The organism is Tahibacter soli, assembly GCF_025717065.2.
Classification (GTDB): Bacteria; Pseudomonadota; Gammaproteobacteria; order Xanthomonadales; family Rhodanobacteraceae; genus Tahibacter; species Tahibacter soli.
Genome location: NZ_JAOVZO020000023.1, coordinates 52,156 through 76,139, shown reverse-complemented (window position 1 = coordinate 76,139; position 23,984 = coordinate 52,156). Strand labels below are relative to the sequence as shown.

The 23,984-nt window shown below is 67.3% G+C and carries 27 protein-coding genes; 5 read left to right on the top strand and 22 right to left on the bottom strand.

Annotated elements, in window-relative coordinates:
* The first annotated feature begins 8 nt into the window (after positions 1–8).
* Positions 9–764, top strand: coding sequence for a helix-turn-helix domain-containing protein (locus OD750_RS25905; RefSeq protein WP_263543092.1), 756 nt, complete (start codon positions 9–11; stop codon positions 762–764).
* A gap of 4 nt (positions 765–768) precedes the next feature.
* On the opposite strand, the gene OD750_RS25900 is transcribed toward OD750_RS25905, so the two are convergent.
* Positions 769–1,659 carry a LysR family transcriptional regulator gene (locus OD750_RS25900; RefSeq protein WP_263543091.1) on the bottom strand — a complete coding sequence of 297 codons (891 nt, stop codon included), beginning with the start codon at positions 1,657–1,659 and terminating at the stop codon, positions 769–771.
* A 92-nt stretch (positions 1,660–1,751) separates the two neighbouring features.
* Between OD750_RS25900 and OD750_RS25895 the strand changes: the two genes are divergently transcribed.
* The 3 genes from OD750_RS25895 to OD750_RS25885 all read left to right on the top strand — a co-directional run bounded on the left by OD750_RS25895 (position 1,752) and on the right by OD750_RS25885 (position 3,586).
* Positions 1,752–2,360, top strand: coding sequence for an urea carboxylase-associated family protein (locus OD750_RS25895; protein ID WP_263543090.1), 609 nt, complete (start codon positions 1,752–1,754; stop codon positions 2,358–2,360).
* On the top strand, positions 2,357–3,163 hold the full coding sequence (locus OD750_RS25890; protein ID WP_263543089.1) for an arginase family protein: 807 nt from the start codon (positions 2,357–2,359) through the stop codon (positions 3,161–3,163). The genes OD750_RS25895 and OD750_RS25890 overlap by 4 nt, the downstream gene beginning before the upstream one ends.
* An 84-nt stretch (positions 3,164–3,247) precedes the next feature.
* Positions 3,248–3,586, top strand: a complete 339-nt coding sequence (locus tag OD750_RS25885) for a YciI family protein (protein ID WP_263543088.1) — start codon at positions 3,248–3,250, stop codon at positions 3,584–3,586.
* Here OD750_RS25885 and OD750_RS25880 read toward each other — a convergent pair.
* A complete protein-coding gene (locus tag OD750_RS25880; RefSeq protein WP_263543087.1) occupies positions 3,583–3,783 on the bottom strand; it encodes a LysR family transcriptional regulator in 201 nt (66 codons plus the stop codon). The genes OD750_RS25885 and OD750_RS25880 overlap by 4 nt on opposite strands.
* A 106-nt stretch (positions 3,784–3,889) precedes the next feature.
* Between OD750_RS25880 and OD750_RS25875 the strand changes: the two genes are divergently transcribed.
* The gene (locus OD750_RS25875) at positions 3,890–4,270 is read left to right on the top strand and encodes a RidA family protein (protein WP_263543086.1); all 381 of its coding nucleotides are present in this window, start codon (positions 3,890–3,892) and stop codon (positions 4,268–4,270) included.
* A 662-nt stretch (positions 4,271–4,932) separates the two neighbouring features.
* Here the strand turns inward: OD750_RS25875 and OD750_RS25870 are convergent.
* The 20 genes from OD750_RS25870 to kduD form a co-directional block, all read right to left on the bottom strand.
* Complete coding sequence (locus tag OD750_RS25870; RefSeq protein WP_263543085.1) at positions 4,933–5,694, bottom strand: TadE/TadG family type IV pilus assembly protein; 762 nt, start codon at positions 5,692–5,694, stop codon at positions 4,933–4,935.
* Positions 5,691–6,155, bottom strand: coding sequence for a tetratricopeptide repeat protein (locus OD750_RS25865; RefSeq protein WP_263543084.1), 465 nt, complete (start codon positions 6,153–6,155; stop codon positions 5,691–5,693). The genes OD750_RS25870 and OD750_RS25865 overlap by 4 nt, the downstream gene beginning before the upstream one ends.
* Positions 6,152–6,508 (bottom strand): DUF192 domain-containing protein, encoded by a 357-nt coding sequence (locus OD750_RS25860; protein ID WP_263543083.1) that lies wholly within the window; start codon positions 6,506–6,508, stop codon positions 6,152–6,154. The genes OD750_RS25865 and OD750_RS25860 overlap by 4 nt, the downstream gene beginning before the upstream one ends.
* On the bottom strand, positions 6,498–7,388 hold the full coding sequence (locus tag OD750_RS25855) for a type II secretion system F family protein (RefSeq protein ID WP_272842172.1): 891 nt from the start codon (positions 7,386–7,388) through the stop codon (positions 6,498–6,500). Before OD750_RS25855 ends, OD750_RS25860 begins: the two co-directional genes overlap by 11 nt.
* Positions 7,381–8,235 carry a type II secretion system F family protein gene (locus OD750_RS25850; protein ID WP_272842170.1) on the bottom strand — a complete coding sequence of 285 codons (855 nt, stop codon included), beginning with the start codon at positions 8,233–8,235 and terminating at the stop codon, positions 7,381–7,383. Before OD750_RS25850 ends, OD750_RS25855 begins: the two co-directional genes overlap by 8 nt.
* Complete coding sequence (locus tag OD750_RS25845; RefSeq protein WP_263543593.1) at positions 8,232–10,019, bottom strand: TadA family conjugal transfer-associated ATPase; 1,788 nt, start codon at positions 10,017–10,019, stop codon at positions 8,232–8,234. The genes OD750_RS25850 and OD750_RS25845 overlap by 4 nt, the downstream gene beginning before the upstream one ends.
* Positions 10,020–10,030: 11 nt before the next feature.
* The gene (locus tag OD750_RS25840; protein ID WP_263543592.1) at positions 10,031–11,449 is read right to left on the bottom strand and encodes a type II and III secretion system protein family protein; all 1,419 of its coding nucleotides are present in this window, start codon (positions 11,447–11,449) and stop codon (positions 10,031–10,033) included.
* A gap of 89 nt (positions 11,450–11,538) precedes the next feature.
* Positions 11,539–12,540: a Flp pilus assembly protein CpaB gene (gene cpaB / locus OD750_RS25835; protein WP_263543591.1), complete on the bottom strand. Its 1,002-nt coding sequence runs from the start codon at positions 12,538–12,540 to the stop codon at positions 11,539–11,541.
* A 133-nt stretch (positions 12,541–12,673) separates the two neighbouring features.
* A complete protein-coding gene (locus OD750_RS25830) occupies positions 12,674–12,868 on the bottom strand; it encodes a hypothetical protein (RefSeq protein ID WP_263543590.1) in 195 nt (64 codons plus the stop codon).
* Positions 12,865–13,563, bottom strand: a complete 699-nt coding sequence (locus OD750_RS25825; protein ID WP_263543589.1) for a hypothetical protein — start codon at positions 13,561–13,563, stop codon at positions 12,865–12,867. Before OD750_RS25825 ends, OD750_RS25830 begins: the two co-directional genes overlap by 4 nt.
* Positions 13,560–14,453 carry a TadE family protein gene (locus tag OD750_RS25820; RefSeq protein WP_263543588.1) on the bottom strand — a complete coding sequence of 298 codons (894 nt, stop codon included), beginning with the start codon at positions 14,451–14,453 and terminating at the stop codon, positions 13,560–13,562. The genes OD750_RS25825 and OD750_RS25820 overlap by 4 nt, the downstream gene beginning before the upstream one ends.
* A 10-nt stretch (positions 14,454–14,463) precedes the next feature.
* The gene (locus OD750_RS25815; RefSeq protein WP_263543587.1) at positions 14,464–15,933 is read right to left on the bottom strand and encodes a Tad domain-containing protein; all 1,470 of its coding nucleotides are present in this window, start codon (positions 15,931–15,933) and stop codon (positions 14,464–14,466) included.
* Positions 15,934–16,079: 146 nt separating this feature from the next.
* On the bottom strand, positions 16,080–16,376 hold the full coding sequence (locus tag OD750_RS25810) for a pilus assembly protein (protein WP_263543586.1): 297 nt from the start codon (positions 16,374–16,376) through the stop codon (positions 16,080–16,082).
* A gap of 594 nt (positions 16,377–16,970) precedes the next feature.
* A complete protein-coding gene (locus tag OD750_RS25805; protein WP_272842167.1) occupies positions 16,971–19,397 on the bottom strand; it encodes a spermidine synthase in 2,427 nt (808 codons plus the stop codon).
* On the bottom strand, positions 19,298–20,038 hold the full coding sequence (locus tag OD750_RS25800; protein ID WP_272842166.1) for a spermidine synthase family protein: 741 nt from the start codon (positions 20,036–20,038) through the stop codon (positions 19,298–19,300). Before OD750_RS25800 ends, OD750_RS25805 begins: the two co-directional genes overlap by 100 nt.
* Before the next feature lie 276 nt (positions 20,039–20,314).
* Positions 20,315–20,896, bottom strand: a complete 582-nt coding sequence (locus OD750_RS25795; RefSeq protein ID WP_263543584.1) for a DUF3011 domain-containing protein — start codon at positions 20,894–20,896, stop codon at positions 20,315–20,317.
* Positions 20,897–20,925: 29 nt separating this feature from the next.
* Complete coding sequence (locus OD750_RS25790; RefSeq protein WP_263543583.1) at positions 20,926–21,315, bottom strand: EF-hand domain-containing protein; 390 nt, start codon at positions 21,313–21,315, stop codon at positions 20,926–20,928.
* Between the two features lie 123 nt (positions 21,316–21,438).
* Positions 21,439–21,918, bottom strand: a complete 480-nt coding sequence (locus OD750_RS25785; protein WP_263543582.1) for a DUF3011 domain-containing protein — start codon at positions 21,916–21,918, stop codon at positions 21,439–21,441.
* Between the two features lie 127 nt (positions 21,919–22,045).
* Positions 22,046–23,152 (bottom strand): GDSL-type esterase/lipase family protein, encoded by a 1,107-nt coding sequence (locus OD750_RS25780; protein ID WP_263543581.1) that lies wholly within the window; start codon positions 23,150–23,152, stop codon positions 22,046–22,048.
* Positions 23,152–23,910 carry a 2-dehydro-3-deoxy-D-gluconate 5-dehydrogenase KduD gene (gene kduD / locus OD750_RS25775; RefSeq protein WP_263543580.1) on the bottom strand — a complete coding sequence of 253 codons (759 nt, stop codon included), beginning with the start codon at positions 23,908–23,910 and terminating at the stop codon, positions 23,152–23,154. Before kduD ends, OD750_RS25780 begins: the two co-directional genes overlap by 1 nt.
* Positions 23,911–23,984: the final 74 nt, after the last annotated feature.

The following is a 23,984-nucleotide window of genomic DNA, read 5'->3' as shown; positions in this document are numbered from 1 at the left end:
CTCCGCAGGTGACGACTCTCGCGCCCACGGCCGCGCTGCGCGCGTTCGTACGTCGTTTTATCGTCGTAGAATTTTCAAGCGATCTGCGCGACGCGCACTGGCCCGACACGAGCGCGACCGCCGCGTTCTCGTTCCGCGGCCGCGTGCGGCTCGACGGCGAGCGCTGGGCGCCGGCGTCCGCGTTTACCGCGCTGCGCGGTACCGTGCGCGCACACGAACATCGCGACCGCCACGGCGTCGTGCTCGTCGCGTTCACGCCGATCGGCGCGGCGGCGTTGCTGCGCGCGCCGCTCGCCGGGTTCTCGGGTGCGACGAGCGATCTGGCAGACGTGCTCGACCGTCGCGGCGAACTCGACCGCCTGCACGACGCGCTGAGCGCCGCGGCCGATCGCCGCGAGCGCATCGCGCTCGTCGAACGTTTTCTCGTCGAGCGGCTGCGCGACGCGCGGCCCGATCGCCTGATCGCCGCGGCAACCGCCACGCTCGAACGCACGCATGGCGCATTGCGCATCGCCGATCTCGCACGCGATGCGGGCTTGAGCCAAAGCGCGCTCGAACGCCGCTTCAAGCGCGTCGTCGGCGTTGCGCCGAAAGCGTTCGCGGCGATCGCGCGCCTGCGGCACGCGCGGGCGCTGCACGCGAGCGGCGCCGATGCCGCGACGATCGCGCACGCGGCCGGCTACTACGACCAGTCGCACTACATCAACGATTTTCGCCGCGCGACCGGCAGCGCGCCGGAGACGTACTACCGCGCCGCCGGCTGACGCGCTACGCGCCGCCCAAGACCGACAGCAGCGCGCGCACGCGCGGCGAATCGGCCAGCGCGCGCCGCGTCAGCGCGCCGATGCGTCGGCTCAGCGACATGCCGCCGACCGCGCGCCGCGCGACGCCGTCGGCACTCGGAAAGCGCAGGCCGAGTTCCGGCACGAAGCCCACGCCGAGTCCCGCCGCGACCATGCGCAGCAGCAAGTCGTAATCGTCGACCGTGTGCGCGATCCGCGGCGCGAACCCCGCGGCGGCGCACGCGCGCTCGGCCAGCAGCCGGTCGTCCGTCTGGCGGGAGCCGACGATCCAGTCCTCCTGTGCGAAACGCGCCAGGTCGATCGGCGCGCGCTGCCGGCGCCAACGCTGCGGCAGCGCGAGCAGCACGGGTTCTTCCAGCAGCGGATGCGCCGCGAGGTCGCCCGCGTCCGGCCGCGGCGCGAGGTTGTACGCGAAGGTCACCGCGAGGTGGCAGCGGCCGTCGCGCACCGCCGCGATCGAATCGGCCGGTTCCAGTTCGTGCACGATCACGCGCAGGTCGGGAAAACGGTCGCGCGCGCGCACGATCGCCGGCAGCAGATGCGCCTTCGCATACGTCGCGAACGTCGCGACTTCGAGCGTGCCCTGCGGCCGCTCGCGCCCCGCGCGCAGATCGAGTTCGGCCGCCTCCACCGCCTCGAAAATGCCCTCGGCATGCGACACGAGGCGCGCGCCCTCGGCGGTCAGGCGCACGCGCCGGCCGACGCGTTCGAGCAGCATCGCGCCCGTTTCGCGTTCCAGCGTCGCCAGTTGCTGCGACACCGCGGACGACGTCAGGCCGAGCGCCTCGGCGACCGACGTCATCGTGCCGCGACGGGCCAGTTCCTGCAGCAGGCGCAGACGCGCAAGATCGATCATGAAGCAAATCTAACAATGATCTTCACTTTAATGAAGTGGACCTGCGCAAGGCGACGCAGTACAAAGCCGCCTCGAACCACGCGGAGACGACGATGATCGAACGACGGACCATTCCCGCAGGAGGCGGCACGGGGCTCAGGCTCCGGTGCGGCGAGCGCCTGCGCGTGATCGACCCCGCCGGCGGCCAGAGCGGCGATCTCGTCGCGTTTTCCGCCGACGGCCGCGAGCGCCTGTCGAACGGGCGCACGTTCGACTATTGCGGAAAAATATACCTGTCCACCGGCGACGTGCTGTGGTCGGACCGTAGCACGCCGATGTTGACCGTCGAGGCCGACGACGTCGGCCGGCACGATTTTCTGTACGGCGCCTGCACGCCGGAGATGTATCGGATCCAGTACGGCATCGAGGCCGGTCACGCGAACTGCCACGACAACCTGTCGGCCGCGCTGCGCGAGTGCGGCATCGCGCCCGAGCCGCTGCCGACGCCGTTCAATCTGTTCATGTGCGTTGACGTCGCGGCCGACGGCCGGCTCGTGTTCCGGCCGCCGCAGTCGCGCGCCGGCGACGCGCTCGTGCTGCGCGCGGAGATGGATCTCGTGATCGCGGTGTCGGCGCGTCCCGCGGCGACCTGCAACGGCGGCGCGCCGACGCGGCCGCTCGCGATCGAAATCCTCGGCGCGGCGACGGGGGACGCCGCATGATCCCCGTTTCCCTTCTGGGAATACCGAACGACGAGAATTCGTCGGCGACGCGCGGCGCTGCCGAGGCGCCGGACCTGATCCGCCGCGAGTTTCGCAACGACGCCTACAGCGCATGGAGCGAAACCGGCATCGACCTCGGTGCGCCGGGCCGCATCGTCGACCACGGCGACGTGCGCTTCGACGATGCAACCGACGCGTGGGACGCGATCGAGCGCGGCGTTGCGCGAGCGCTCGACTTCGATGCGCCGCTGGTCGCGCTCGGCGGCGACCACGCGATCACGCACCCTATCCTGCGCGCCTTCCGACGACGCCACGCGCGGCTGACGATACTGCACATCGATGCGCATGCCGACATCTACGACGCGTACCAGGGCAACCCGCGCTCGCACGCGTCGCCGTTCGCGCGGATCATGGAAGAACGACTCGCCGACCGGCTGATCCAGGTCGGCCTGCGCACCGTCAACGACCATCATCGCGCGCAGTTCGCGCGGTTCGGCGTCGAGGTCGTCGAGGCGCGCCATTGCCGCGACGGCCTGCGGTTCGCGTTCGACACGCCGGTCTACGTGTCGCTCGACCTCGACGCGCTCGATCCGGCGCACGCGCCGGGCGTGTCGCACCGCGAGCCGGGCGGCCTGACGGTGCGGCAGGTGCTCGATCTCGTGCAGTCGATCGACCGGCCGATCGTCGGCGCCGACATCGTCGAGTACAACCCGCGCTGCGACATTTCGAACCAGACCGCCATCGTCGCCGCGAAACTCCTCAAGGAAATCGCCGGCATGATGGTCTGCACGCATCGGACGTAGCGCCGCCGCACGACGCCGAATTTTTCCAATACGGCGCGGCGGCGACGCGGCAACATGGCGCATCGACAACCCGCGGGCCGCGCCATGAACACGTTCGTCATCCTGTTTCGCAAGACCGGGCCAGCGCCGACCGACGCCGAGCGCAGGCAGGTCGGCGCGGAAGTCGCACCATGGGCGCAAGCGTTGAACGCCGCCGGTCACGAACTCGTGCCGCATATCCTCGCGGCGCAGAGCGCGCGTTGCGGCGAGCCCATTGCCGACGCGACGCCCGTCACCGCGCTGCTGCTGCTCAAGGCGCGCGACCTCGACGAAGCGGCACGTATCGCCGCGACGCATCCGGGCACGCGCTACGGCTTCGCGCTCGAAGTGCGGCCCTGGTCGCCGCCGGGCGTCGCGGCGGCGGCGACGACGGCGGCGGTCTAGACGCCTGGTGTGGTGATTCGTGAGTACGTTGAAGAAATTACGGTCCGGTGCAAGAGCTGCGCGCCGAGGCGCTTTTCGAGCAGCGACATCTGTTTGCTGACGGCGGCTTTCGACAGATCGAGGCTGCCGAGTTCGGCGACGCGCACGAACGCGATCAGGCCGGCGAGGTCGGGCGCGGGCTTGGCGATCGTTGACATAGGGAAACAGCAATAGGGCGGCGCTTTCGCAGGCGCCCGCCCGAGTCGGCTTTCCGGAAGCCCGCTGCGGCATCATGCGCGTTCCATCCGCATACCGAGGAACGCCATGTCACGCCAAGTCTTCAACGCCGCCGGCGCCGCCACCGTCGGGCCGTATTCGCACGCCTGCGCCGGCGGCGGCCTGCTCTATCTGTCGGGGCAGACGCCGATCGATCCCTCGACCGGCGCGCTCGTCACGGGTTCGATACAGGCGCAGACGCAGCAGTGTCTCGACAACCTGTTCGCGGTGCTCGACGCGGCCGGGCTCGGACCTGACGACGTGATCAACGTGCAGGTGTATCTCGTCGACATGCGCGATTTCACGGCGATGAACGAGGCTTACGCCACGCGCTTCGCGGCGCCGTATCCGGCGCGCACCACGATCGGTGTCGCAAGCCTGCCGCTTGGGGCAAATGTGGAGATCGGGTTGATCGCCAGGACGCGTTGACGCGGTTCGCCGGGACGACGAACCGGCAAAGCCGCGCCGAACGCGGGCCGGTTCGTCGAGATGCCGCGCTGCGCGCGCGGTATCTGTCTTGGATCTCGGGCTTCGCCCACTGCAGTCCGGAATATTTTTGAAGGACAGCGGAAAACCGGTGTCCCGTTTGATTTATCGGCCTATACGACGGGTCGCGACTTGTCCTGCGACCCTCACTGGGCCTCACGGCAGTAGCGACGAAAACCAAGACTCGACGAGATCCTGCGCATCGCCCCCTTGTAAGTTGTTTCGCGGTGATTTTCCCGGTCGCGCCAGATCGTTACCCCCTCATCTCAGCCTTCTCCCCCAACGTGGTTGGGGGAGAAGGAGTCGAAGGTTCATGCGTTGCGCCGCTTGAGCCCTCTCCTCCAAGCTTGCTTGGGGGAGAGGGTTGGGAGAGGGGGCGACGCCGAGGTCTTCGTTGTTCTTGCAGAAAAATACACTAATCGTCACTGTGAACATTTATTCAGGACGGCAGTGAGCTTGCGCCAGGATGACGAACCGGCAAAGCCACGCCGAAGCGCGGGCCGGTTTGTCGAGATGCCGCCCTGCGCGCGCAGTATCTGTCTTGGATCCGGCCTGCGCCGGGATGACGGATTGACAAAGCCGCGGCGAAGCCGCGGGTCAATCCGTCAATTCGGCAGATTGTTCGCGACCGTCGCCGACTGCATCCGGGCTACCGCGCTGTCGGTCAGCGCGATGTAGTACGCGTCGCCGGCGAGGCCGTCGCCCGGCAGCAGGTCGCATTTCACCTGCTCGGGCACGTCGCGCCGATACTGCACCGCGGAGACCGCCGTCAGCCCCGTGATCGCCTGGTACAGCCACTTGTCGAGCACCGGCGTGAGCAGGCGATGACACCAGAACGTCTTGACCTTCAGCACGTTCGCGTCCTGCACCGTCATCTGCACGTTCTGGTTGTCCACGCGCACGGTGCGCACGTCGGCGCTGCGCCACATCAGATTGTCGTTCGGGATCACCTCGATGTTGCGCTCGGTCGACTCGCCGCCGAGCGTCGTGGGCTGCCGCTTTTTGAACTGGTTGAAAACGCTGCGCGACGGGCTGACGATGTCGACAGAACCGATCAGGCCGAGCCGCAGCTTCGCGTAGGTTTCGGCGAACGCCGTCGCCACCGCGCCCGGCGTGCGGCTCTTGACGTACAGCGGCATCATGCCCTGCGCGAATCCCTTGCGGATCGGATCGATCTGCGCGTTGTACAGCGAGCCCGCCTGCGCCGCTTCGAACGTCGCGGCGCTCAGCGTCGCCTTCGTGCGGTACATCAGCGCCATCTCGAACAGCCCGAAAACGAGCACGCCGAACAGCGGTATCACCACGACGAACTCGAACAACGCGGCGCCGCGTTCGCGGCCTGCACTACGCAACTTCGGACGGTTCATGGGGCCTCCGATTTCTCGCGGTTGAGGCTCTCGACGACGCGGCGACGCATCGCTTCGAGCTGTTCCTTTTTCACCGGATCGCTGACTTCCTCGCCGCCCTGCTCGAGCGTCGAGGCCGCCATCTGGATGTACGTGACCGACAGGTTGTTCCAGCAGCGCACTTCGTTGCGGTCGAACGTGAGGCACTGCCGGTACGCGTGCACCGCGGCCTCGAGACGATCGCGCCGCAGGTTGATGTTGCCCAGGCGCAGCCACGCCTGCGGCGTCGACGGCGCCTGTTCGATGATCTTCTGATAGCCCTGCTCGGCGTCGAGCAGGCGGCCTTCGTCGTAGGCGGTGTCGGCCTTCTGCTTGATCGACAGCAGCTCGCTGCCGCCGCCGTCGCGGCGCGACGCGGCCTGGCAGGCGCCGAGACAGAACGCGAGCGCGGCGGCCGTGACACGGGCGAGAACGACGGTCATGCGGCACTCCGGAATTCGAGTTTGAGCGAGGGTTCGAGGCGCAGCCGTTCGATGCTGCCGCCGGCGAGTTCGAGCGCGGCGTTCGCGCGGCGGCACCAGCGCGCCTGGAACGGGCGCACGCGCGGACACAGCCGCTCGATCGCGCCGTCGCGCAGGAACACGACATCGATGGAAAACAACATGCCGAACATGTGGATACTGTCGCAACGGTCGATCCACAGGCCTTCGTGTTCGGCGAGGCCGCGGCGGCCGAGCAGGCCGCGCGCGCGGCCGAAGAAGCCGCGCGGACGCCCCACCGCGCTCGCGATCGTGCGTCCGTCGTGCGTCACCACCTGGCCGTGATCAGACTTCATGCAGGAACTTCATCAGGATCGGAAAGCCGAGCACGAGGAACGTGGTCGGAAAGATGAAAGCGACGAGCGGAAAGATCAGCTTCACCGGCGCTTCGAGCGCGAGTTTTTCGGCGCGCTGGAAGCGTTCGGAACGGCGCTGGTCGGCCTGGATCTTGAGCGTGGGACCCAGGCGCGCGCCGCTCTTCTCGGCCTGCGCGAGCGCGGACGTCAGCGAGGTGATCTCGCGCACGTTGAGACGGTCGGACATCGCGCGGATCGCGTCCATGCGGCCCATGCCGGCCTTGATGTCGCGCATCACGCGCTGCAGTTCCATGCGCAGCGGGCCGTCCGGGCCCTTCTCGACGCCCTGCGCGATCGCGCCCGAGAGGTTCATGCCCGCCTCGACCGCCATCGTGATGAAGTCGAGATAGGTCGGCAGGAAGCGCACGATCTGCTTTTCGCGGCCGCGGCGCAGGTCGTTGACCTTCATCAGCGGAAACACCGAACCGAGCAGCGCGGCGCCGAGCGGAATCAGGATCGTGCCCTTCTCCTTGAGCATCAGCATGACGAGAAGGCCGACGAGCCCGAAGATCACCGCGGCGACGAAGCGCGTCGCGATGAACTGTACCGGCGTCATCAGGTATTCGACGCCCGCCTTGCGCAGCTGCAGACGCACCGATTCGACCTGCTCCACCGGCAGGAAGTCGCCGAAGTGCTGCACGAGCAGGTTGACCAGCGGCCATATCTTGCGCAGCGGACCGGGCAGCGGGTCCATGTACGTGCGGTCGTCTTCGCGGATCTCGCTCTTGATGTTGCCGAGCGACACGAACAGCGCGCCGACGGCGAACGCGACGAGCCCCGAGATCAGCAGCGTGGGAATGAGGGTCGAGAGGCTAGACATCGATGTTCACGATTTTACGAATGAAGAAGTATCCGATCGATTCCATGATGATGATCGCCGCGACGAAGGCCCAGCCGATGTAGTCGGTGAACAGCATGCGCATGTACTTCGGTTCCATCTGGAACAGCACGAGCGCGAGGAACCCCGGCAGCGCGGTCATGACGATGCCCTGCAGGCGGCCCTGCGACGTCAGCGCCTTGATCTTGCCTTCCATCTCGATCTTCTTGCGCAGCGTTTCGGACAGGCGTTCGAGAATTTCCGCGAGGTTGCCGCCGATCTCTCGCGAAATGCGCATGCCGGCGACGACGAGGCGCAGTTCCTCGCCCGGCATGCGCGTGATGAGGTTCTGCAGCGCGTCGTCGTACAGCACGCCGACGCGCAGCTCGCGCAGCAGCAGGCCGAACTCCTGGCCGATCGGTCCCTTCGTTTCGGCGACGACGGTTTCCATCGCCTGCACGAGGCTCGAACCCGCCTTCATCGCGCCGGACATCGACAGCAGCGCGTCGGGCAGGCCCTGCGTGAACTGCTGCTGGCGCCGGTTGCGCATGAACGCGTAGACGAAGCGCGGCATCAGCATGACCGCGACCGCGACGAGTCCGACGACGAACAGGTTTTCGGTGAACACCCACGTCAGCAGCGCCATCAGCAGCATGATGACGATGTTCATGCGGAACAGGCGTTCGAGGTCGACGAACAGGAACATGTCCGCGAGCGACGCGCTCGCCTCGGCCGTGAAGCGGCTGTGGTAGTCCTGCGTCGCGCGCGAGAGCATGCGCTGCGCGACGACCGCGAGGAAGCCGACGCAGACGGCGAACAGCAGGCTGACGATAAGGATGGCCGCGTTCATGCCGCCTGCCCGAAGATCGTGAGGTCGACGCGTTCGCCGCGCGCGCGCAGCTTTTCGTAGAACTCGGGCACGAGGCCGGTCGGCTCGAACTTGCCCTGCACGCGGCCTTCCTCGTTGTAGCCGGTCTGCACGAACTTGAAGATTTCCGCGAGCTGCACGCGACCGCCTTCGATGCCGGTCACCTCGCAGATCGACGTCACCTTGCGCGCGCCGCACGAGAAGCGCGTCTGCTGCACGATGATGTTGACGGCCGACGCGATCTGTTCGCGAATCGCGATCGACGGCAGGTCCATGCCGGCCATCATCACCATCACTTCGAGGCGCGACACGCAGTCGCGCGGCGAGTTCGAGTGCGCCGTCGTGAGCGAACCGTCGTGGCCCGTGTTCATCGCCTGCAGCATGTCGAGCGCTTCGCCGCCGCGGCACTCGCCGACGACGATGCGGTCGGGTCGCATACGCAGGCAGTTCTTGACGAGGTCGCGGATCTTCACTTCGCCGCGGCCTTCCTGGTTCGGCGGGCGCGCTTCGAGCGCGACGAGGTTGGGCTGCGGCAGCTGCAGTTCGGCGGCGTCTTCCACCGTCACGACGCGTTCGTTGAACGGAATGAAGCCCGACAGCACGTTGAGCAGCGTCGTCTTGCCCGAACCGGTACCGCCGGAGATCACGACGTTGCGCTTGCAGGTCACGGCGATCTGCAGGAACGTCGCCATCTGCGGGCTCATCGACCCGAAGCCGACGAGGTGGCTCGCGTTCAGGCGTTCCTTCATGAACTTACGAATCGTGATGCACGGCCCGCGCAACGCGAGCGGCGGGATCACGGCGTTGACGCGCGAACCGTCCTTCAGGCGCGCGTCGACCATCGGCGAGCTTTCGTCGATGCGGCGGCCGATCGGCGTGACGATGCGTTCGATCGCGGCGATCACGGCCTGGTCGTCGGTGAACGTGATGGTCGACTTGGTCAGCCGGCCCTTGCGTTCGAAGAAGATCATGTCGGCCGCGTTGACCATGATTTCGCTGACGTCCGAGTCGGCGATCAGTTCTTCGAGCGGCCCCAGGCCCACCGCTTCGTCGAGCAGCTGTTTCTTGATCGCCTCTTTCGACAGCTCGGCCGGAAAGTCGTTGACGTTCGCGATGATCTGGTCGAGCGCCTCGCTCGTCGTCTGGCGCAGCTGCTCGTCGCTCATCTTGTTGACGGCGATGCGGCGCAGGTCCATGTGCATGATCAGCGCCTTGTGCAGGCGCTTGCGCCACTCGAGCGTCAGCGCCAGCAGCTCGGCGTTGACCGGTTCCTCGGGCGCGGCCGCCGCATGCGCGCTCGCGGCGGCAGGCGCCGGCGCAGCGGCGGGCGCGGCGGCTACGGGTGCGGCTGCCGGCGGCGCCGCGGCGACGGGCGCGACGGGCGGCGCGATCGGCGCGGGTTTCGCCGGCGGCACCAGCGCGGCGTTCGCCGCGACGTCGGCCGCGCTCGGCTGCGCCGCGATCGCGCGGTTCGTCGGCGGCTTGATGCGCACGCGATAGCCCTGGATCTCGATCACGTCGTCGGCCGAGAGCGGACCGTAGCGGTCGATGCGCTTGCCGTTGACCTGCGTGCCGCTGCCGGCGCCGAGGTCCTCGACGAACACGTCGGCGCCTTCGAGCTTCAACTGCGCGTGACGCTGGCCGATCTGCCAGCCGTGCAGCACGATGTTGTTGTCGTTCGTCTTGCCGATGCGGCAGACGAGCTCGCTGACCATCTCGCTCGCGATGACGGTGCCCTTGGTCGTCGTTACGTGTACGTGATACATGGGTACTCCTGCTATTCCGCGATCGCGCCGTCGAGAATCTTCTGGTGGATCGAATGGCGCATGCGTTCGATTTCGTCCGCAGTCTCCTTGTCGATCGCGCGCGGCTCGCTGATGAGGTCGGGCGTCACCAGCACGATCAGTTCGGTCTTGCGATTCTGGAAATTGCGCGATTTGAACAATTCCCCAAGGATCGGAATCTTCGACAGGCCCGGCACGCCCTGGATGTTGCGCAGTTCCTCGGCGCTGACGAGGCCGGACAGGATGATCGTTTCGCCCGGCCGCACGGTGATCGCCGACTCGGTGCGGCGGATCAGCAGGCCCGGCACGTTGTCGATCGCGTTGGCGCGGTCGATCGTCGAGACGTCGACGAGAATCTGCGTCTGGATGTTGTTGTCGTAGTCGACGCTCGGCGCGATCTCGAACTTGATGCCGTATTCCTTGAAGGCGACGCCCGGCTGGCCGAACTGGCCGATCACCGGATACGGCAGTTCGCCGCCGGCGAGGAATTTCGCCGGAGAACCGCTGCGCGTGGACAGGTTCGGCTCGGCGAGCACGGTCGCCTTGTTTTCCTGCTCCAGCAGCTCGACGATCGAGAACACCTCGGTCGTCCAGCCCGCGTACGCGTGCCAGCGGTAGTCGGTAACGGGAATCGTGTCGGCGATGCGATTGGTCAGGTTCTGCGGCACGACGCGATAGAACGGATTCGTGCGGAACGCGCCGGTGCTGCCGACCGACGGGCCGGCGAACGCGTCGTCCCAGTTGATGCCGTAGCGCTGCGTCGCCTCGCGGTTCACTTCGAGCAGGCGCATCGACACGCGCACCATCGGCGCGAGCTTCACGTTCGTCTGCCGCACGAGCGACAGCACGTTCGGAAACGCCTCGAGCGCCTTCTTGTAGCGTTCGAAATCCTCGGCCGACACTTCGCCTTCGATCACCGGCGTGCCGCCTTCGTCGTGCCAGCGCGTGCCGGGAAAGTTCTTCACCAGCGTCTCGATGGTCACCGACTTGGCCACCAGCAGCGACACCACGCCGGGCACCTTGCCGATCAGCGCGTTGACCGACTGCAGGCGATCGGGCGGCACGTCGCCTTCGACGACGACGATGCCGTTGATCGCGCGCACCTGCAGCTTCGGAAACTCGGCGAGCAGCGACGAGAGCGTCGCGACCGTCGCCGGAATGTTCTTGTCGGTCACCGTCACCTGCCAAACGCGCGACGTGCCGTCTTTGAGCCACACGCGCAGATCGGTTTCGCCGGGCGCGAGGCCGATCAGCAGCAATTGTCCCTTCTCCAGCGCACTCGTGCCGAGCACGGTGTCGCGACCGACCGCGACGCGCTCGATCGGGCCGGTGTCGATCACGCGCACGGCGCCGGCGTGGAGATCGAGCGTCTCCACCGACTGCGCCTGTACCGTCGCGATCATCGCCAGCATCGTCATTACCGCACCTGCCAACCAACCACCCAACGATCGAAACATCCGAAACCCCTGCTGCGTTATTTACACTTGTTGTTGTTTTTGTCTTACGGCGCGCCGGTCGGCGGCGCCGGCGGCGCTACCGCCGCGGTCGGCGCCGGTACCGGCGGCCCGCTCGTCTCGCCGTTCGCGGGCGCCGTGCCGGACTCCGGCGCGGGCGCACGCGCACGCACGTACGGGCGGATCTGCGCGCGCAGGGTTCCGCTTTCCAATTGCGAGCCGCTGAAGAATTCGAAGCCGCCGCGACGCCCGCTCGATCCGCCGGCGAGGAGGCCCGCGCGATCGAGCAGACGGCCGTCGAGCGCCTTGGTGTCGGCGCGATTGCGCATCATCACGACGATCGTGCCGAGGTCGCGGCCGAGCAGGAGGCGCGATGCGTCGTCGACCGTTACGCCGACCGTCAGCGTGCTGTAGGCCAGGCCATCGAGGCTCTGCGCACTGGCGAGGTCCGCGTCGCGCGTCGCCAGCGCATGGCGGCCCACCGCGAGCACGCGCACGTTCTCGACGAGCGGGTTGAGCACCTTGTTCTTCTTCAGCGAATCGTTTTCGTCGGCCTGCTCGGTCAACAGCAGCAGGTCGACGCGATCGCCGAAGATCAGCATGTTCTCGTTCGACTTGACCTCGTCGACCTGGATCGTGACCGCGCGCTCGCCTTCGGTCAGAAGGTCGGAGAAACGCTCGGCGCCGATGCCGGAGACGAAATGATTGAGCAGGATTTCGCCCTCGCTCATCGCCGAGGTGAGCACCTTGCCGTCGAACATCTTGAATTCTTCGGGCGTCACCGCGGCCGCCGACAGGTGCTTGACCGGCACTTCGCCGACCGCCATGTTCTGCGAGCTGATGACGACGCCGGGCTTGAGGTCGGTCAGCGCGACGACCACCTGGCGGCGCTCGCCCTGCTGCCCCATCAGCTCGTTCTCGATCGCGACCTGCCGCCGCTGCAGATACCAGGCGCTCATCGCGAACGCCATGAGGCCGAGCACGAGCGCGCCGGCCAGAAGACCCCAACTGCGCGCGCCCGCGCGGACTTTATCGACCAAACCGCTCATACCGACCTCGACACGTTCCGGCGCGCGCTCGTGCGCGCACCGCATTGCACTTCACATCGACGCGACGCCTTCCGAAGAATCGCGTACGACCCCCTCGCCCGCGCCGCGCCCGTCGGGCGCGGCGTTGACGGCATCACCAGAAATTCACCGGCAGGCGCGACAGGCTCACCGCGTAGCTGAAGCTGGCGTAGACCTCCTTGATCGCTTCCATCAGCAGCACCGGCGCGGTCTTGTTGTCGTACACCGGCGTCAGCACCGCAATGACCACGAACGCGGCGAGCACGTAGTACTCGAACATCACCGCGCCTCTCTGCGTGCGCCTGTTCATCGTTCCTCCAGCACCGCGACCATCGCCGTCGACCGCTCGGACGGCGAAAACGTCAGCTGCCAGCGATCGGAGCCGCGCGAGGCGATCACCACGCCGACGTCGCCGTCGACGATGCGCGCGCCTTCCTCGATCACCCAGCCGTTGCGTTCGAAGTAGTCGATGTAGAACTGGATGTTCTGTTTGACCGACGTCGGGTTCTGCAACAGGATCGTGCGGCTTTGCACGCCCTGGTCCTGCGCGACGAGATCGTTCTGCACCGTGCTGCCGGCGGGCTTGGGAAAGTCTTCGCCGAGTTTCTTGCCAGCGACGTCGGCGCGCTTGAGCAGGTTGCTGATGCCGAGCAGCCCGACCGCGCCCTTGCCGGCTTCGTCGGCCTGCACCTGCGCGGTATACACGTTGCCGCCTTCCACATGGGTAATGATGGTCCAGTTGCCGAGCTTGTTCTCGACATAGGCCTTGCCGCCGTCGGGACCGCCCTTGGCCCAGTAGCGCCGGTAGAACTCCAGCACTTCGTTCGGCGGGTTCTCGCTGCGCAGTTCCCACGCCGACATCGTGACGCCGTTGAGTTCCATGTTGTCGCCGACCGACGTCAGCACCGCGTCGTCAGGTGCGGGAAACGTGGTCTTCGCGCCGGCGACCGACGCGAACAGGGCCAGCGCGGCGCCGAGCAGTCTTGCCATCGTGCGCGTATTCATCGCGGAAAATTCCCCAGTCGATGGCTCGGTACGACGTCGGGATCGACCTTGCCGAGTTCGAGATAGCTCGGACCGAGCTCCTTGGCGAACGGAATCCAGCCGGCGATCGACTGCGCCGTGCGGATCGCGGCGTTGTCGAGCAGCGAGGTCAGCACGAGCGACTTGACCTGCGACTTCGTCGATTCGCGGCCGCCCATGTTCCAGCCGTCGGCCAGCAGCATCAGCTGGCGTTCCTTGTTCGACACGTTGTTCTGTACCGAGCGGTCGACGCGCAGATCGAGCGCCTGGTTGTTCTGGCCCTTGAATTCCTTGATCCAGTCGATGTCGGTCAGGTCCATCGTCACCTTGGAGCGGTACAGGCCGTTGGTCTGCACGCTGAAGCCGGTGAGTCCCTTGAGCACGTCGATCGTCGCGTCGACGCCGTTGCCGGCGACGCCGGGCACCTTCTCGTTGTTCTCGGTGTTCTTGACGTACTCGGCGTTGTTCGCCTGCGAAAGCTTCGTCAGGCGCGGCTTGTAGGTCTGCGACTGGTAGTCCTTCCAGTACAGGATCGGGTCCATCTTCTCGGCGACCTGCCCGGTGCGATGGTTCGACTTGATCAGCGCATTGCGGTCCGACAGCATGCGCGCCTGGATCTCGCGGCCGATCTCCACGTCGCTCTTGACCGGCACGGTCACGCCCGGCGGACGGTGCTTGGGCTGCTGCGCGAACCACACCGTGCGCTCGAACGCGGCGTAGCGCAGCGCCTGCTCGTAGTGGTGCTTGGCCTGGATCTGCTTGCCCATCAGCATCGTGAGCACGATCATCGGCACGAACACGAAGCTTGCGACCATCGCGAACTCGGTCAGCGTAGCGCCGTCCTGTCGTGAAAATCCCTGCTGAATTTTCATCGGCGGTCTCCTAGAACTGCGCCACGGCCAGCGCCGCGGTGCGCTCGGCGTTCGACGTCGGCATCAGGCGCACCTGCCAGTACGGGTTGTACAGGTTGCCGTATTCGCGTTTGCGGTCCGGGCGGATGAAGTCGCCTTCGTTCGGCCGGTAGAAGTACACGCCGGCTTTGGCGAGCGCACCCATCGTATTGCCCGCCATGCCGCCCTTCTCCTCGACGTTGAGGCCCGGCGCGACGACGTAGTTCGGATTGTTCGCCGCCACGGTCGCCATCGTGCGCATCTTGTCGCCGCGCTTGAACAGCAGCACCTGCAGATTGAGGTAGTCGTCGGCTACGCGTCCCTTGTCCTTCAGGTCGTAGAACGGACGCAGGCCGTCGGTCTTGCGCAGGTTGTTGTTGCCCTCTTCGGCGGCGCCGAGCGAGCTCGTGATCGGCAGGCGCCAGGTGCCCTGGCCCCACAGGTTGCGGTCGCGGCGATACTGCTGATAGTTGAAGTAGCTGCTGTTGGTGACCAGCGCATGCGCGGCGCCCCAGCCGATCGGCAGCACTTCGTCATAACTTCTGAATCCGCAGCCGGAGAAGCCGCAGCGCCACGTGCCGATCTCGATGCCAACCGAATCCATCGCGGTCCACTGATAGTTGTTGCGGTTGCTCGGCGTGCGGCCCGGCATCATTTCGGAACCGCCGTACTTCTCCATGCGGATCTTGAGCAGGAACGGAATCGTGATCGCCGGCAGCCACGAGTACGTGCGGCCGTTGACGAAGCGGTCGCCGCTCGCCTTGGTCACGTCGCGGAACTCGGCGGTGCGCTCGCGGTTGTCGATGCCGGTGCGCGAGTTGTCGCCGACGCGCTGCGCCTCGTAGCGTTCCTGCCGTCCTTCCCACGTGCGCACGAACGCACCCCAGAAGATCGCGTTCGACCACAGCGCGCCGGTGTCGATGTCGCTGTCGGACTGCTCGACGACGGTGCTGAGCGTGTCCTTCGCCATCGCGACGGTGACGACGTGGAACGCGCGCTGCGCCTCGGCGAGCGCGGTGATCAGCACTTCCTCGGCCATGACCAGCGCGGGCGCGGCGCGGTCGATCGCGTTGTTGACGATCGCCGATCCCCGCTCGAGCGCGCGCGAGATCGTCAGGATGATCTGGCCCGCGACCGGAATCCACGACAGCGCCGTGGCGACGTAGGAAAGATTCGTCGCGGCGCGGTTGAACATCTGCGCCCACGACGCGAGCCCGACGATCTGCGCGATCGCGATCTGGTTCGCGACCATCGCGCGGTTGGTGTAGGCCTTGAAGTTGAGGTCGCGAGCGACCACGGTGCCGACGCTGTAGGCCGCGGCGTCGGATACGGTTTGCAGGCGCACCTTGCCGGTGGTCTGCTGGCCGACGTTGAACAAGCCGAACACGGCCAGTCCCGCGACCGCGAAGACGAACAACGTCAGCAGCGTGGCGTTGCCGCGCTGAAATTTATAAAACTTCACGATGGCACCCCGTCAATCCTTGGGATGCGGGTTAGCCGCGCCGATGCGCGTTGTTTGTCAGCGGCTAGCTTCGCATCGAAGATTCAAAGGGCACCGGACGCGCCATGCGACGTGTCCGGCGACCCGATCTGGACTCTGCGAGCCGATTACTGGCCGCCGACGACCTTGCTGCCGGCCTTGTCGAAGTTGCCAAGGTTGGTGCTGTCCTTGGTGTCGTTCGCGTTCTGCGCAGCCTTCTGAGCCGCGGCCTTCGCGTTGCCGATCTGGGCGTTCGCGGAGGTACCGGACATTTCCTGCGCCATACCGGCCATCTGGCTGCGGATCGTGCCGCCGAACAGACTGGTGACGGCGATCGCGGCAATGGCGATCAACGCGACGATGATGATGTACTCGGTCATGCCCTGACCACGGATGCGCTTGGGCAGACGGACGTTGTGCTGCATGACGATCTCTCCTTTAACGAAGGCGCTCGCCGCGCCTATTCCACGGGGGAGGTGAACCAAAGAGTTCCCCTGGGTTGAGAAGGGATCTGGCGCGTCGCCGCGCTTGCACATGTATACATTCACTGCGACCCACCTGTGCTACGAGCCTCGCCCCTGTTTCACGATCGTCGAACTTCGAGACTCGCGGTTGCCGGACCCCGGTGCGGCAACCTGAACACGGCTTCAATCGTACTGTGTATTTCGTTGCAATTGCAAAACAGTTTGCAATAGAAAGTGTTGCCTCCATCACAATACGCGCTTGACGATTTTCAACGGACGCGACGTTGCATCCGTGTGACGAAAGTGTGCGCGCAGTGCGTCTCATAGCGTGGGACGACCTACACGAAAAAGCAGAAGCGACCGGCTCACTGCGCGAGAGTTTATTTTGTGAAACGTGCTCCGGTGCGCATTGACACCGTGCGACATGCCCGCGTTTCAAACGCCATGCGTTTGAAACGATTTCACCGCTTCGTCACGGCCGACTTCACGCTCGAACGGATGCGCCCGCTCGTTTCTTGTTGAATATTTCTCATTTTATTCACCAATTGCCACGATCTAATCGTGAGCCACGTCACGGTCGTTCGTGCTGGCGGCCGAGGCGGCTACGCCGTCGAGCACCCGCGACACGAACCTCAGGCGGAACGTCTCGCGCTCGGAAATTTTCAGGCGCGCGACGCCGGCTGCCAGCCATTGATCGCGTGCCGAAGCGTCGCGGTTCAAAAAGGCCGCGAACAATCCCGCATAAACGATGTCGATGCGGCGGTCGGCTTCGAGCGCGTCGAGATGCCGGTCGAAGTACGCCTGCGCGCGCGCGGCGAGCGCGGGTCCGTCCTTGCGCACGAGCGCGTCGAACACGCCGAAGAGGTCGGCGATCGGCGCCGGCGCGTTCGCGTCGCACGCAAGCCAGTCGCGCGCGCTCCACAGCGCCACGAGATCGCGCTCGGCAAGATACGGCGCGCTCTGCTGAAACGCGCGCACGACGAGGCGCGTCGCGGTCGGCGTATCGACGCCGGCGAAGCACGTCGCGCCGAGTTCGCGCAGGCGCAGGCCGATGCCGTGCCAGACCATGTCGACATCGCCGCCGCCGACCGCGGGCTTGCCGCGCAGGCCGGCGGCCACGCCCTCGGCATAGCGGCGCTCGTCGACGACCGGCTGCGCGATCGTCGGCGTGCGCCACGCGTCGGGCCGGTTGCGCGTGTACAGGCCCGCATAGCTCAGCACGCCGAGCGGCGAGTCGTAGACGCTGGTGACGAACGCGGGCTGCTGCTTCATGAAGCGGTCGCGCGGCGCCCAGTGCGCGAGCACCGGCCGAAAATCGGAATTCGCCGGACCGCCGTCCTGCGCGAGCAGCGCCGACAGCACGCGACGATCGGCGATGCGGCGATCTTCGAGATCGACCGCGCTGCGGATGCCGGCCTTCTCCGCGAGCGCGCGCGTGCGCGGCTCGTCGAGAAAACGCACCGACGGCGCCGCCAGCGGCCGGTCGGGCGACGCGACCACGACCATGTCGCCCGAATGGGAAAGGTATACCGCATAGTCGGCGAACGACGCATCGAGTGCGCGCAACAACGACAACAGCGTCGCGTCGCTCATCTCGTAGGTCTGCACCCATTGCACGAACACGCCGCCGGGCTTGAGGTGCCGCTGCGCGAAACGGTAGAACTCGGTCGAGAACAGCCGCGCGACGCCGCTGACCCACGGGTTCGACGGTTCCGACGCGATGATGTCGTACTGCGCGTGGCGGCCGGAGAAGTATGCGCGCGCGTCGTCGATGACGATGCGCGAGCGCGGATCGTCGAACGCGAGCGCGACGCGCTCGCCGAACCCGCGCGCGGCCTTGACCATCACCGGCTCGATCTCGACCGTCGTGATCGAGCGCGGCGCGCTGCTCGACGCGAACGTGTGCGTCGTCAGGCCCGAGCCGAAGCCGATGTTCGCGATGTCCGGCGCCTCGTCGCCGTAGGCGAGGCCGAGGAGGCCGATCAGGATCATCGTCGGCTCGTCGCGCGACATCGGCTCGCCGGGCGCGAGCGCCATCGACGCGTCGGGCTTGCCGTTCGTCGACAGCGTCGCGTTCTTGCCGGGTACGCCGAACAGCGCGACCGAAGCGGTCTTGCCGTCGGCCGCGAACAGGATCTGCCGCGCGGCGTCGATCTCGACGACGCCGCTGCGGAACACGCCGGCGTTCATGCGGCGCGGATCGAAATCGGCCAGCACGAGCGCGCCGACGATCGCGACCGCCGACAGCGCGATCGCCGGCACGAAGCGACCGCGAGGCCGCGCGATCGCGAACACCGCGAGGCCGACCGCGATGTCGATCGCCGCGGCGAGCACCATCGAGAATTTCAGGCCGAGCGCGGGCAGCGCCCAGTGCATCATCAGCATGACGCCGCCGATCGCACCGAGCGTGTTGGCGCTGTACACCTGCCCCATCACGCGCTCGCCGGCCCCGTTGCGCAGCAGCACGTAGGTCATCGCCGGCAGCGTGGTGCCGGCGAAGAACGCCGCGGGCAGCATGATCGCGATCGAGATCGCCGCGCTCGCGACGTTGTAGAGCGCATAGCCCGCCGCGCTCGGCGCGAGCGCCCCGACGATCGCGCCGACCCACGCGAACGCGTAGTCGTACAGCGGCAAGGTCGCAAGCGCCGCGCATCCCATCAGCACCTGCACCCAGCCGACGAAACGCAGCGCGTCGCCGATGCCGTCGAGCTTCTTGCGCACGTACAGCGCGCCGAGCGCCAGGCCGCCGATGAACGCGGCGAGCATCAGCTCGAACGCGTGCAGGCTCGAGCCGAGCGCGAGCGACAGCATGCGCACCCAGCCGATTTCGTACATGAAGGACGACAGCCCCGTCAGCGCCGCGCCGACGAGCATCACGCGCGTCAGTCGCGGCAGCTCGGGATTCGCCTGCCCGTGCGCCGCCGCGGCGGCGACGCCGTCGGCCTGCGCCGCGCGCGGGGAAAGCGCGCGAGGATCACGCATGCGAAGATCAGAAGGTTCAGGAGGCCGGCGAATACGAGCGTGCCCGGCAGTCCCAGCGCCGGCACGAGCACGAACGTCGCGGCGAGCGCGCCGAACGCGGCGCCGGCGGAATTGAGAAAGTACAGCCCGCCGAGAATCGCGCCGGCGCGTTCGGGCAGCCAGCGCATCAGGCCCGCGCTCATGATCGGAAACGTCATGCCGAGCAGGATCGTCTGCGGCAGGATCATCAGCACGGCGAAGCCCCAGCGCACGAGGTCGATCGCGAGCGGGCTTTCCAGTTGCGGTATCGCACGCTCGTACAACAGCGCGGTGCCGGCGAGAAACAGCGGATGGAACGCGAGCGCGAACAGGCCGACCGCGCCTTCGATCGCGCCGTAGCCGAACAACAGGTTGGTCAGGCGTTCGGCGCGGCGCGACGCGATCCACGAGCCGATCGCCATGCCGCCCATGAAGATGGCGAGCACGAGCGACTGCGCGTACGCGGCGCTGCCGAGCACGAGCCCGAGGTATTGCGTCCAGACCGATTGATAGACGAGGCCGGTGAGGCCGGACAAGACGAAAAACGCGACGATCCACGATAGGCGCGCGGGCGACCCGCCGCCGGCTGCTGCGGCGACGCGCGCGTCGGAACTCTCGAACATCACTACCCCCGGCGATCACCGTTCGCGGACGGCGCGCTCAGGGCGTCGCGTCGTAAGCGGACGGCCAGCCGATGATAAACGTGGATTGCGGCACTCTTGCAAGTTTCAAAACGATGACGCGAGGGCGAAGTGCGGACTGCGTCACACGATGCCGCGGTCGGGCTCGCTGCGGATGCGGCGGTTCTTTGCTCGTCGGCTTCTCATGCTCGTCATCGCGGCGTTCGCCGCGATGACGAGCAAGGCGCAACGGACGCGCGCCGTCGCGCCCGGGGCGCCTCACCGATAAACCGCAAACTCCGCCCGGCACCCGTCCGACACCCAGATCGCGCGGCGGTCGTAGCCCCAGCTCGAACCGAAGCGGCACGGCGCCTGCGACAGCTGCCGCTCGATCTCGACGCGGCCGCGCCCGATGTAGGCCGGGCAGTCGGTCGTGCGGTTGTCCTGCGATTCGCACTGCACGACGTCGTCGGGACGACTCGAGTAGTGATCGTAGTCGTCGCGGTCGTAGTCGCGGCGGTCCTTGTCCTTCTGCGACGCGATGACCGCGGCGCCGATGATGCCGATCGCGAGCGCGGCCGCGGCGGCCGAGTCGCGGTTGCCGCCGCGCGAACGGCGGTAGTCGCCGAGCTCGAACTCGGCGCGGCAGCCGTTCGACACCCACACGCCGCGGCCGTCGTAGCCCCAGGTGCTGCCCTGGTAGCAGCCCGCGCCGCTGTACTGCGTCGACAGCCGCACGCCGCCCGAGGTGTCGGCACGGCAGAACTGGGTCTGGTGCGAGTTCGATTCGCACACGATCGTGTTGGCGCCCGCGGCGAACGCGGCAAGCGCCAGCGCGGCGGCGAGCGTTAATTTTTTCATATTCGTCTTTGTGGACACGTCGGCGCTCCTCACTGTTTGGCCGGCTTCTTGCCGGGCTTCGGGACGTTCGACCATTCCTCGATGCCCAGATACCCGTCCTTGTTCGCGTCGGCCGCTTCGAAATGATCGAGCAGCGAATCGCTGAACGCCTCGATCGTCACCGTGCCGCGCACGGCCGGATTGCCCTTCGCGTCTTTCGCCGGCGGCTGCTCGTCGGTGGTCAGGCGGCCGTCGCCGTTCGCGTCGAGGTCGTTGAAGACCCTGACCGAACGATTGCGGTATTCCTCGAAGCTGATCTTGCCGTCCGCGTTGAAGTCGGTGCGTTCGAACGCGCCCTTCGCCTCGTCGTTCGCCAGGGCGGCGAGCGGCGTGACCGCCGCGCAAAGGCCGAACACGGCCATCCATCGGATCGCTCTCATCGTTTCGCTCCGTTCCCGTTGTGACTCAAGCTGCCGCGCCCGCTCTCCCCTGCGCGAGCCGCGTCCGGCGCGATGGTCGCGCCGAAACGCCGCCGCTGCAAACACACGGCATGATCCGGCGCGCTATCGCCGCACGAGGAACTCGGCGCGGCAGCCGTCGGCGACCCAGATCGCGCGGCGGTCGTAGCCCCAGCTCGAACCGAAGCGGCACGGCGCACGCGACAGCTGCTCGTCGATGTCGATGCGCGCGCCGCCGCGTCCGCCCGGGATCGGGCAGCGTTCCACGCGCTGGTCGACCGACTCGCAGCGCACGCGATCGACGTACGGGCTTTCGTAGCCGTTGCCGCGGTATGCATGGCGACCGGCATCGCGTTCGAATTCGGCCCGGCAGCCGGCCGACACCCAGACGCCGCGCCGATCGTAGCCCCAGGTACGCCCTTCGATGCACGGCGCGCGGCTGTGCTGCTTGACGAGCCGCACGCCGCCGCGCGTGTCGACGTCGCAGTAGCGCGTGCGCTGCGAGTCCGATTCGCACAGGACGATCTGGGCGCTCGCGACGGGAGCCGCGAGCGCGAGCGCCGATGCAAAGATTGCTTTATCCAATAATGACTTTACACGCATCGCATCCTCGGGCATGACGGCTCGGGCGGCCGATGCGCGGATGCTCTCGCCGGAGCGCGGCGTATGTAAACTGTGCGCAAGCGTTTGGCACAGTGGAAATTCGACGCGACTACGGCCTGGTGTAGCCGATGAGCACGACGAGGTCGTCGTCGCCGAGCTGGCTCAGCGCATGTACGCTGCCGGGCCGCGTCAGCATCGCGTCGCCCGGCCCGACCTCGCGCTCGACGCCGTCGAGCACGTACGCGCCGCGACCGCTGACGACGTAGTAGATCTCGTCCTTGTCGTGCCGGTGCAGGCCGATGCCGGCGTCGCGATGCAGCACGCGCTTGCGCAGGACGAACTTGAGATCCTGTGCGTCGGCGAAGAACGGATAGGCCGTGGTCGGTCCGGCCCCGCCGTGCGGTCCGGGCTGCGTGCGCCCGACGTCGGCTTCGCGCACGATCGCCGAGCCGGTGTCGACGGCCGGCGCCGCGCCGACCGCGCAGTCGGCGTCACGCACGTAGCGCGCCGGCGCGATCAGCCCTTCCCGCCTGAGCTCGCCCGCGACGAGGCAGGCGATCGCCAATGCGCCGCGCCGATGGAAATGCGTGTTGTCGGCGAGATTCTGTTCGGGCACGTGCAGGTAGTAGCGCTTCGATGCGTCGGGGCCGAGCGCCGCGAGCCAGTCGAGCGACAGGCGCGCCAGGTCGATCGATGCGACGCCCTCGCGCCGCGCAAGCGCGCGCACCGCTTCGGCGTACGGCCCGTGCGCGTCGACCGCGCGATCGCCGGCGAAGCGCCGCCGCGCGACCGGCGTGATCAGCACCGGCGTCGCGCCGACCGCGCGCGCCATTTCCACATATTGCATCAGCCACAATGGAAACGCGGCGACCGGATCGTTGTAGCGCGCCGGGTCGTCGATCTTCTCGTCGTTGTGGCCGAACTGGATCAGGAGCAGGTCGCCCGGCCCGATCTCGCGCGCGACGCCGTACAGCCAGCCCTGCTCGATGAAGCTGCGCGCGCTGCGTCCGTTCTGCGCGCGGTTGCGCACGTCGACGCCGCGGTCGAACCACTCGCCGAACACCTGCCCCCAGCCGGTGCGCGGCGCGCGCGCCGGCTCGTAGTCGCACGCGGTCGAATCGCCGACGACGAACACGCGCTGCACCGGCGGCGCGAGCGCCTGCGCGCCCGCGCCGCCCGCAACGAGCGCCAGCAACCCGGCCGCGATGCGGCGCATCAGCGCGCGAGCCAGCCGCCGTCGACCGGCAGCACGGTGCCGTGCACGTAGTCGGACGCGCGCGACGCGAGAAACACCGCGGCGCCGCCGAGATCGTCGGGCTCGCCCCAGCGGCCGGCCGGAATCCGCGCGAGGATGTCGCGGTTGCGCGTCTCGTCGGCGCGCAGCGCCTGCGTGTTGTTCGTCGCGAAGTAGCCCGGCGCGATCGCGTTGACGTTGATGCCCTTGGACGCCCACTCGTTGGCGAGGAGGCGCGTGATGCCGGCGAGCGCGCTCTTGCTCGCGGTGTACGACGCGACGCGGATGCCGCCCTGGAACGACAGCATCGACGCGATGTTGATGACCTTGCCGCGCCGCCCGTTCGCGATGATCCAGCGCCCCGCCGCCTGCGTCAGGAAGAACGCCGACTTCAGATTGACGTTCATCACCGCGTCCCAGTCTTCTTCGCTGAAGTCGACCGCGTCGCTGCGCCGGATCGTGCCCGCGTTGTTGACCAGCACGTCGATCGCGCCGTGCTCGCGCACGATCGCCGCGACGATGCCGGCCGACGCGCCGGTTTCGGCGAGATCGGCGGCGTGCCAATGCAGCGCGCCGCCCGCTTCGCGCACGCGCGCGGCCGTGTCGGCCGGATCGCTGCGGCCGACCGCGACGATCGTCGCGCCGGCCCGCGCGAGCGCCGCCGCGATGGCCTGGCCGAGTCCGGTGTTCGCGCCGGTGACGACGGCGACTTTGCCCGCAAGATCGAACATCGCGTTCATGCAAGTATCTCGGTTTCGTTGAAATCCACAGCCCGATTTTGGAGCCCCCTTAAGTCAAGGGGCGGCCGGATGCT

What these genes read in the sequence shown, in the direction of transcription:
- OD750_RS25900 (WP_263543091.1), bottom strand. Translation starts at nt 1,659, where the DNA reads ATGATCGATCTTGCGCGTCTGCGCCTGCTGCAGGAACTGGCCCGTCGC.
- OD750_RS25895 (WP_263543090.1), top strand. Translation starts at nt 1,752, where the DNA reads ATGATCGAACGACGGACCATTCCCGCAGGAGGCGGCACGGGGCTCAGG.
- OD750_RS25890 (WP_263543089.1), top strand. Translation starts at nt 2,357, where the DNA reads ATGATCCCCGTTTCCCTTCTGGGAATACCGAACGACGAGAATTCGTCG.
- OD750_RS25885 (WP_263543088.1), top strand. Translation starts at nt 3,248, where the DNA reads ATGAACACGTTCGTCATCCTGTTTCGCAAGACCGGGCCAGCGCCGACC.
- OD750_RS25880 (WP_263543087.1), bottom strand. Translation starts at nt 3,783, where the DNA reads ATGTCAACGATCGCCAAGCCCGCGCCCGACCTCGCCGGCCTGATCGCG.
- OD750_RS25875 (WP_263543086.1), top strand. Translation starts at nt 3,890, where the DNA reads ATGTCACGCCAAGTCTTCAACGCCGCCGGCGCCGCCACCGTCGGGCCG.
- OD750_RS25870 (WP_263543085.1), bottom strand. Translation starts at nt 5,694, where the DNA reads ATGAACCGTCCGAAGTTGCGTAGTGCAGGCCGCGAACGCGGCGCCGCG.
- OD750_RS25865 (WP_263543084.1), bottom strand. Translation starts at nt 6,155, where the DNA reads ATGACCGTCGTTCTCGCCCGTGTCACGGCCGCCGCGCTCGCGTTCTGT.
- OD750_RS25860 (WP_263543083.1), bottom strand. Translation starts at nt 6,508, where the DNA reads ATGAAGTCTGATCACGGCCAGGTGGTGACGCACGACGGACGCACGATC.
- OD750_RS25855 (WP_272842172.1), bottom strand. Translation starts at nt 7,388, where the DNA reads ATGTCTAGCCTCTCGACCCTCATTCCCACGCTGCTGATCTCGGGGCTC.
- OD750_RS25850 (WP_272842170.1), bottom strand. Translation starts at nt 8,235, where the DNA reads ATGAACGCGGCCATCCTTATCGTCAGCCTGCTGTTCGCCGTCTGCGTC.
- OD750_RS25845 (WP_263543593.1), bottom strand. Translation starts at nt 10,019, where the DNA reads ATGTATCACGTACACGTAACGACGACCAAGGGCACCGTCATCGCGAGC.
- OD750_RS25840 (WP_263543592.1), bottom strand. Translation starts at nt 11,449, where the DNA reads ATGCTGGCGATGATCGCGACGGTACAGGCGCAGTCGGTGGAGACGCTC.
- cpaB (WP_263543591.1), bottom strand. Translation starts at nt 12,540, where the DNA reads ATGAGCGGTTTGGTCGATAAAGTCCGCGCGGGCGCGCGCAGTTGGGGT.
- OD750_RS25830 (WP_263543590.1), bottom strand. Translation starts at nt 12,868, where the DNA reads ATGAACAGGCGCACGCAGAGAGGCGCGGTGATGTTCGAGTACTACGTG.
- OD750_RS25825 (WP_263543589.1), bottom strand. Translation starts at nt 13,563, where the DNA reads ATGAATACGCGCACGATGGCAAGACTGCTCGGCGCCGCGCTGGCCCTG.
- OD750_RS25820 (WP_263543588.1), bottom strand. Translation starts at nt 14,453, where the DNA reads ATGAAAATTCAGCAGGGATTTTCACGACAGGACGGCGCTACGCTGACC.
- OD750_RS25810 (WP_263543586.1), bottom strand. Translation starts at nt 16,376, where the DNA reads ATGCAGCACAACGTCCGTCTGCCCAAGCGCATCCGTGGTCAGGGCATG.
- OD750_RS25805 (WP_272842167.1), bottom strand. Translation starts at nt 19,397, where the DNA reads ATGCGTGATCCTCGCGCGCTTTCCCCGCGCGCGGCGCAGGCCGACGGC.
- OD750_RS25800 (WP_272842166.1), bottom strand. Translation starts at nt 20,038, where the DNA reads ATGTTCGAGAGTTCCGACGCGCGCGTCGCCGCAGCAGCCGGCGGCGGG.
- OD750_RS25795 (WP_263543584.1), bottom strand. Translation starts at nt 20,896, where the DNA reads ATGAAAAAATTAACGCTCGCCGCCGCGCTGGCGCTTGCCGCGTTCGCC.
- OD750_RS25790 (WP_263543583.1), bottom strand. Translation starts at nt 21,315, where the DNA reads ATGAGAGCGATCCGATGGATGGCCGTGTTCGGCCTTTGCGCGGCGGTC.
- OD750_RS25780 (WP_263543581.1), bottom strand. Translation starts at nt 23,152, where the DNA reads ATGCGCCGCATCGCGGCCGGGTTGCTGGCGCTCGTTGCGGGCGGCGCG.
- kduD (WP_263543580.1), bottom strand. Translation starts at nt 23,910, where the DNA reads ATGAACGCGATGTTCGATCTTGCGGGCAAAGTCGCCGTCGTCACCGGC.